The organism is Nonomuraea sp. SBT364 (assembly GCF_001083785.1).
GTDB lineage: Bacteria > Actinomycetota > Actinomycetes > Streptosporangiales > Streptosporangiaceae > Nonomuraea.
On record NZ_LAVL01000290.1, the window covers coordinates 1 to 5,476 of the forward strand.

Genomic DNA, 5,476 nt, shown 5'->3' on the forward strand with positions numbered 1-5,476 from the left:
GTCAGGGGGCGGTTGGGGCCGCTGGGGTTGTTCCAGGGGGTGCCGCCGCTCCTGAGCCTTGTCCCCTGGAGGGCTTCCGTGGCGGGGTGAGTGCCCGGGGGCTTCTTCGGAGGGCGCATGACAGGTCCGGGTTGGGCCGGAAGCCGGGCGCGTGTCAGAGGCCGGTGCCGCGCTCCGCCGGAGGCCGGCTCGCGCCGGAGGGTGGCGCGAGCGGAAAAGGTGTACCGGAACGCTGTTCCGGAGGAGCGGCGCGTGGGTTTCGGACACAGGTCAACCAGGCTTTCGGACACAATGCGCCCGCCCTGATGTGATCATCGTAGCGCCCTCGGGCCGCACCGCGCGCACGGCGGAGAAGCGGGAAGTGAGGGCGATTTGATCAGCAGAAAGTGATTTTACCAACACGCAAAGTGATGAAGTCGACTTTGTGACGAGAGAAACCGCTCTTGACGTTGCTTAGGGGGCGATGACCAGCTAGTTTCCCATCCCGTCCGAGTACATCGACAGAAATTCGAGGTGACCCGGCGTGGCTCTTCCTCCCCTGACCCCTGAGCAGCGCGCCGCAGCCCTGGAGAAGGCTGCCAAGGCCCGTAAAGAGCGTGCCGAGGTCAAGAACCGGCTCAAGCATGGCGCGGTTTCTCTGGCTGAGGTGCTCAAGGATGGGCAGACCGACGACGTCATCGGCAAGATGAAGGTGTCGGCACTGTTGGAATCGCTCCCCGGCGTGGGCAAGGTCCGCGCCAAGCAGCTCATGGAGCGGCTCGCCATCGCCGAGTCCCGCCGCGTGCGGGGTCTCGGCGCGAACCAGAGGGCCTCCCTCGAGCGCGAGTTCGGTGGCAACGAGAGCTAATCTCGGTTCCACACGAAAACGCTGGTTCAACGGGGGGTAGGAAGTGACCGACAGGTCCTGGTCCGGCAGTGTAAGGGCCCACGAGGCAGTCGGAGCGGGCATGAGAGTCGGCGGCTTCCTCCCCTCGCGCGAAAGGCGGCTGACGGTCCTGTCGGGGCCGTCAGGCGTCGGCAAGTCCACGGTCGTCGCCGAGCTCCGGCGGGCACACCCCGAGGTGTGGCTGTCGGTCTCGGTGACCACCAGAAGGCCCCGGCCCGGCGAGGCGCACGGGGTGCACTACTTCTTCGTCGACGGCGAGGAGTTCGACCGGCTCGTCGAGGCCGGCGAGCTGCTGGAGTGGGCGGAGTTCGCGGGCAACCGCTACGGCACGCCACGCCAGGCGGTGCTCGACAAGCTGGCGGCGGGCGTGCCCACGCTGCTGGAGATCGACCTCGAGGGCGCCCGGCAGGTCCGGCGCAGCATGCCGGAGTCGCTGCTGGTGTTCCTGGCCCCGCCCACCTGGGAGGAGCTGGAGAAGCGGCTGCGCGGCCGAGGCACCGAGCCCGAGGACGTCATCGCCAGGCGGCTGGCGGCCGGCCGGATCGAGATGGCGGCCGAGGAGGAGTTCGACCTCACGCTGGTGAACACGGATGTCAAAGACGTGTGCCACCGGCTGATAGCCTTGATGACCGACCCTCAGGGGGTCACCACAACCACCAAGCGAGAGGTCTGACAATCGTGGCAGGAATTGCCCCGGTCGCCGAGGGAATCACCAACCCTCCGATCGACGCGCTGCTCGACATCGTCGACAGCAAATACTCTCTGGTGATCATGGGCGCCAAGCGGGCCCGTCAGATCAACGCCTACTACTCGCAGCTCGGCGAGGGCCTGCTCGAGTACGTCGGCCCGCTGGTCGAGACGCACGCCCAGGAGAAGCCGCTGTCCATCGCGCTGCGCGAGGTCTCCGAGGGCCTGCTCAACGCCGAGCCCATCGAAGGCGCGGCCTGACCCCTCGATGAAGGTCGTCCTGGGCGTCGCCGGCGGCATCGCCGCGTACAAGGCGTGCGAGCTGCTGCGCCTGTTCACCGAGTCGGGGCACGAGGTCCGGGTGGTTCCCACCCGTGACGCCCTGCGGTTCGTGGGCGAGCCCACCTGGGCCGCCCTGTCGGGCCACCCGGTGACGACCGACGTGTGGGAGAGCGTCCACGAGGTGCCCCACGTGCGCATCGGCCAGTCGGCCGACCTCGTCGTGGTCGCCCCCGCGACGGCCGACCTGCTCGCCAAGGCGGCCCACGGGCTGGCCGGCGACCTGCTGACCAACACGCTGCTGACCGCGCGCTGCCCGGTGGTGTTCGCGCCCGCGATGCACACCGAGATGTGGCAGCACCCCGCGACCCGGGCCAACGTCGCCACCCTGCGCGAGCGCGGCGCGATCGTGATCGACCCCGCCGTCGGCCGGCTCACCGGCGCCGACACCGGGCCGGGCCGGCTGCCCGACCCCGCCGAGATCTTCCAGGTCTGCCTGCGCGTGCTGCGCGGCGCGCCGCGCGATCTGGCCGGGCGCAAGGTCGTCGTCTCCGCCGGCGGCACCCGCGAGGCCGTCGACCCCGTCCGCTTCATCGGCAACCGCTCCTCCGGCCTCCAGGGCTACGCGCTGGCGCGCACCGCCGCCGCCCGGGGCGCCGAGGTGACCGTGGTGGCCGCCAACGTCACGCTGCCCGACCCGGCCGGCGCCACCGTGGTGCGGGTGGAGAGCACGGCCCAGCTGCGCGAGGCCGTGCTGGCCGCCTCCGCCGGCGCCGACGTGGTCGTACTGGCCGCGGCCGTCGCCGACTTCCGGCCCGCCGACCGGCACGACGTCAAGATCAAGAAAACCGACGGCGAGCCCGAGCCGATCCGCCTGACGAAGAACCCCGACATCCTGGCCGAGCTGGGGCAGCGGCGCGGCACGTACCCGAAGGTGATCGTCGGGTTCGCGGCCGAGACCCACGACGTGCTCGCCAACGGGCAGGCCAAGCTCGCCCGCAAGGGTTGCGACCTGCTCGTCGTCAACCAGGTGGGCGAGCGTCTGGCGTTCGGCACCCCCGACAACGCCGCCACCGTGCTGGTCGCCGGCGGCGACCCGATCGAGGTGCCCCGCGGCCCGAAGGAAGACGTGGCCGACGCCGTCTGGGACGCCGTCGCCGCCCGTCTCTCCTGACACCCGTACGGGCTGCTAACCGCCCGGATGGATTACCTGATCACCTGTTGCGGGATCTCCCTATAGCTACGGATACTGGGGCAAAGGGGGACGGGATGCCAGTGAATGCTGCTGTCAGGGACCGTTGCAGGACGGTTCTCGGCCATCGGGGAGCGATCCGCTACGTCTTCCCGGCGCTGTCCGTCGGGCCGCCCGGCGCGGCCAACTTCCTCATCGTCGTCACCGACCTGGCCGTCGCGGTGCTCGCCACCAGGATGCTCAGGAGCGACCGCCCGGTCTCGGTGCACGCCACGTTCCCGCGCAACACCAGGCTCGGGCCCATCAGGCACGGCCCGGCGCCGCTCATCGAACTGGGCGACATGCACTTCGAGTTCGACGACGAGTACGCGGCCGTGGTCGCCGCCGCCGACGCGGAGGCGTTCGCGCCCGAGACGCTGCCGCTCGACCCGCTGCCCCATCTTTGAGCGTGCCCCGATCGGCCCCGTCCGCCTTCGAGAGTGCCGCGTCGCCGGACGGGTTTCGCTACCTGCCCCCAGGTAGGGCTAGACTTCGGCGAGGTTCTGGTGTGCCAGCACGCCGAGCCCCAAGCCGTCAGCAGCCGCTGCATGAGGAGCCACTGAGTTGTCACGTCGCCTGTTCACCTCCGAGTCGGTCACCGAGGGCCACCCGGACAAGATCGCCGACCAGATCAGTGACGCGATTCTCGACACCATGCTCAAGGACGACCCGCGGAGCCGGGTCGCCGTCGAGACGATGATCACTACCGGCCAGGTCCACGTCGCAGGCGAGGTCACGACCGAGACCTACGTCGACATTCCCGGCGTCATCCGGGAGAAGATCCTGGAGATCGGCTACGACGCCTCCCACAAGGGCTTCGACGGCGCCTCCTGCGGCGTGTCGGTGTCCATCGGCGCGCAGTCGCCCGACATCGCCCAGGGCGTCGACGACGCCTACGAGCACCGCGTCGGCGGCGACGTCGACGAGCTCGACCGCCAGGGTGCCGGCGACCAGGGCCTCATGTTCGGCTACGCCTGCCGCGAGACCCCCGAGCTGATGCCGCTGCCGATCACGCTCGCGCACCGGCTCGCCCAGCGCCTGTCCGAGGTCCGCAAGTCCGGCACCGTGCCCTACCTGCGGCCCGACGGCAAGACCCAGGTCACCATCGAGTACGACGGCGACCGCCCGGTCCGCCTCGACACCGTGGTCGTCTCCACGCAGCACGCTGCCGAGATCGACCTCAAGGAGATGCTGACGCCCGACATCAAGGAGCACGTGGTCGACCCCGTGCTCGCCGGGCTCGACATCGAGACCGAGGGCTACCGGCTGCTGGTCAACCCGACCGGGCGCTTCGAGATCGGCGGCCCCATGGGCGACGCCGGCCTCACCGGCCGCAAGATCATCATCGACACCTACGGCGGCATGGCCCGCCACGGCGGCGGCGCCTTCTCGGGCAAGGACCCGTCCAAGGTCGACCGCTCGGCCGCCTACGCCATGCGCTGGGTCGCCAAGAACGTCGTCGCGGCCGGCCTCGCCGACCGCTGCGAGGTCCAGGTCGCGTACGCGATCGGCAAGGCGCAGCCGGTGGGCCTGTTCGTCGAGTGCTTCGGCACCGAGAAGGTCTCGGTGGAGACGATCCAGGCCGCCGTGCTCCAGGTCTTCGACCTGCGCCCGGCCGCGATCATCCGCGACCTCGACCTGCTGCGTCCCATCTACTCCGAGACCGCCGCCTACGGGCACTTCGGCCGCGAGGGCTTCTCCTGGGAGTCCACCGACCGCGCCGAGGCGCTCCGCACCGCCGCGGGCCTCTGAGCCGAGCTGATCGATGCCGTGCCCCCCGGCGTGGGGGCACGGCATCTTCGCGTGCGCGGCCACCGCGAGCGGCCCCGGCCGGACGGGGCTTTCGCCCGCATCGGGGAATCGCTGACCATGCTCGAAGCCGGTGAACGGTCTGGTAGACGTAGTGGGTGAACGCGCACTCCGACGACGCCCTCCTGCCGCTCGACGCCGTGCGGCCCGCGGTGTCGGCGAAGGGCGCCGTGGTGCCCGCTCCGGAGCTGCCGGTGGCCAGGGTGGCGGTGGACAACCCGCTGCCGCACCTCGACCGGCCGTTCGACTACCTGGTGCCCGCCTCGATGCACGAGAGCGCCCAGCCGGGGGTGCGGGTGCGGGTGCGGTTCGCCGGCAAGCTGGTCGACGGGTTCCTGCTGGAGCGGGCCGGCGAGAGCGGGCACACCGGGCGGCTGACGCCCCTCGAACGCGTCGTCTCGCCCGAGCGGGTGCTCACCGCCGAGGTCGCCGGGCTGGCCAGGGCCGTCGCCGACCGCTACGCGGGCACCCTGGCCGACGTACTCAGGCTGGCCGTCCCGCCACGTCACGCCCGGACGGAGACGGCCACCAGAGCCGCCACAGCCTCCCCGCAAGGCACCGCGGAGTCCGCCGCCCCCTCAGAC

General features: G+C 70.9%; 6 protein-coding genes and 1 pseudogene. All 7 read left to right on the forward strand.

Annotated elements, in window-relative coordinates:
• Positions 1 to 523 precede the first annotated feature (523 nt).
• Positions 524 to 847: an integration host factor, actinobacterial type gene (gene mihF / locus ADY59_RS46340; RefSeq protein WP_020541698.1), complete on the forward strand. Its 324-nt coding sequence runs from the start codon at positions 524 to 526 to the stop codon at positions 845 to 847.
• 100 nt (positions 848 to 947) lie between these two features.
• Positions 948 to 1,559 (forward strand): guanylate kinase, encoded by a 612-nt coding sequence (gmk, locus tag ADY59_RS46345; RefSeq protein WP_049577460.1) that lies wholly within the window; start codon positions 948 to 950, stop codon positions 1,557 to 1,559.
• Between the two features lie 5 nt (positions 1,560 to 1,564).
• Entirely contained in the window at positions 1,565 to 1,834 is a 270-nt protein-coding gene (gene rpoZ, locus ADY59_RS46350) for a DNA-directed RNA polymerase subunit omega (RefSeq protein WP_049577463.1), read from the forward strand.
• Positions 1,835 to 1,841: 7 nt separating this feature from the next.
• Positions 1,842 to 3,026, forward strand: a complete 1,185-nt coding sequence (coaBC, locus tag ADY59_RS46355; RefSeq protein ID WP_049577466.1) for a bifunctional phosphopantothenoylcysteine decarboxylase/phosphopantothenate--cysteine ligase CoaBC — start codon at positions 1,842 to 1,844, stop codon at positions 3,024 to 3,026.
• 95 nt (positions 3,027 to 3,121) lie between these two features.
• Positions 3,122 to 3,490: a hypothetical protein gene (locus tag ADY59_RS46360; RefSeq protein WP_049577468.1), complete on the forward strand. Its 369-nt coding sequence runs from the start codon at positions 3,122 to 3,124 to the stop codon at positions 3,488 to 3,490.
• Positions 3,491 to 3,647: 157 nt separating this feature from the next.
• Positions 3,648 to 4,835 (forward strand): methionine adenosyltransferase, encoded by a 1,188-nt coding sequence (gene metK, locus ADY59_RS46365; RefSeq protein WP_049577471.1) that lies wholly within the window; start codon positions 3,648 to 3,650, stop codon positions 4,833 to 4,835.
• A 197-nt stretch (positions 4,836 to 5,032) separates the two neighbouring features.
• A pseudogene (locus ADY59_RS46370) lies at positions 5,033 to 5,476 on the forward strand (primosomal protein N'); the annotation flags it as partial.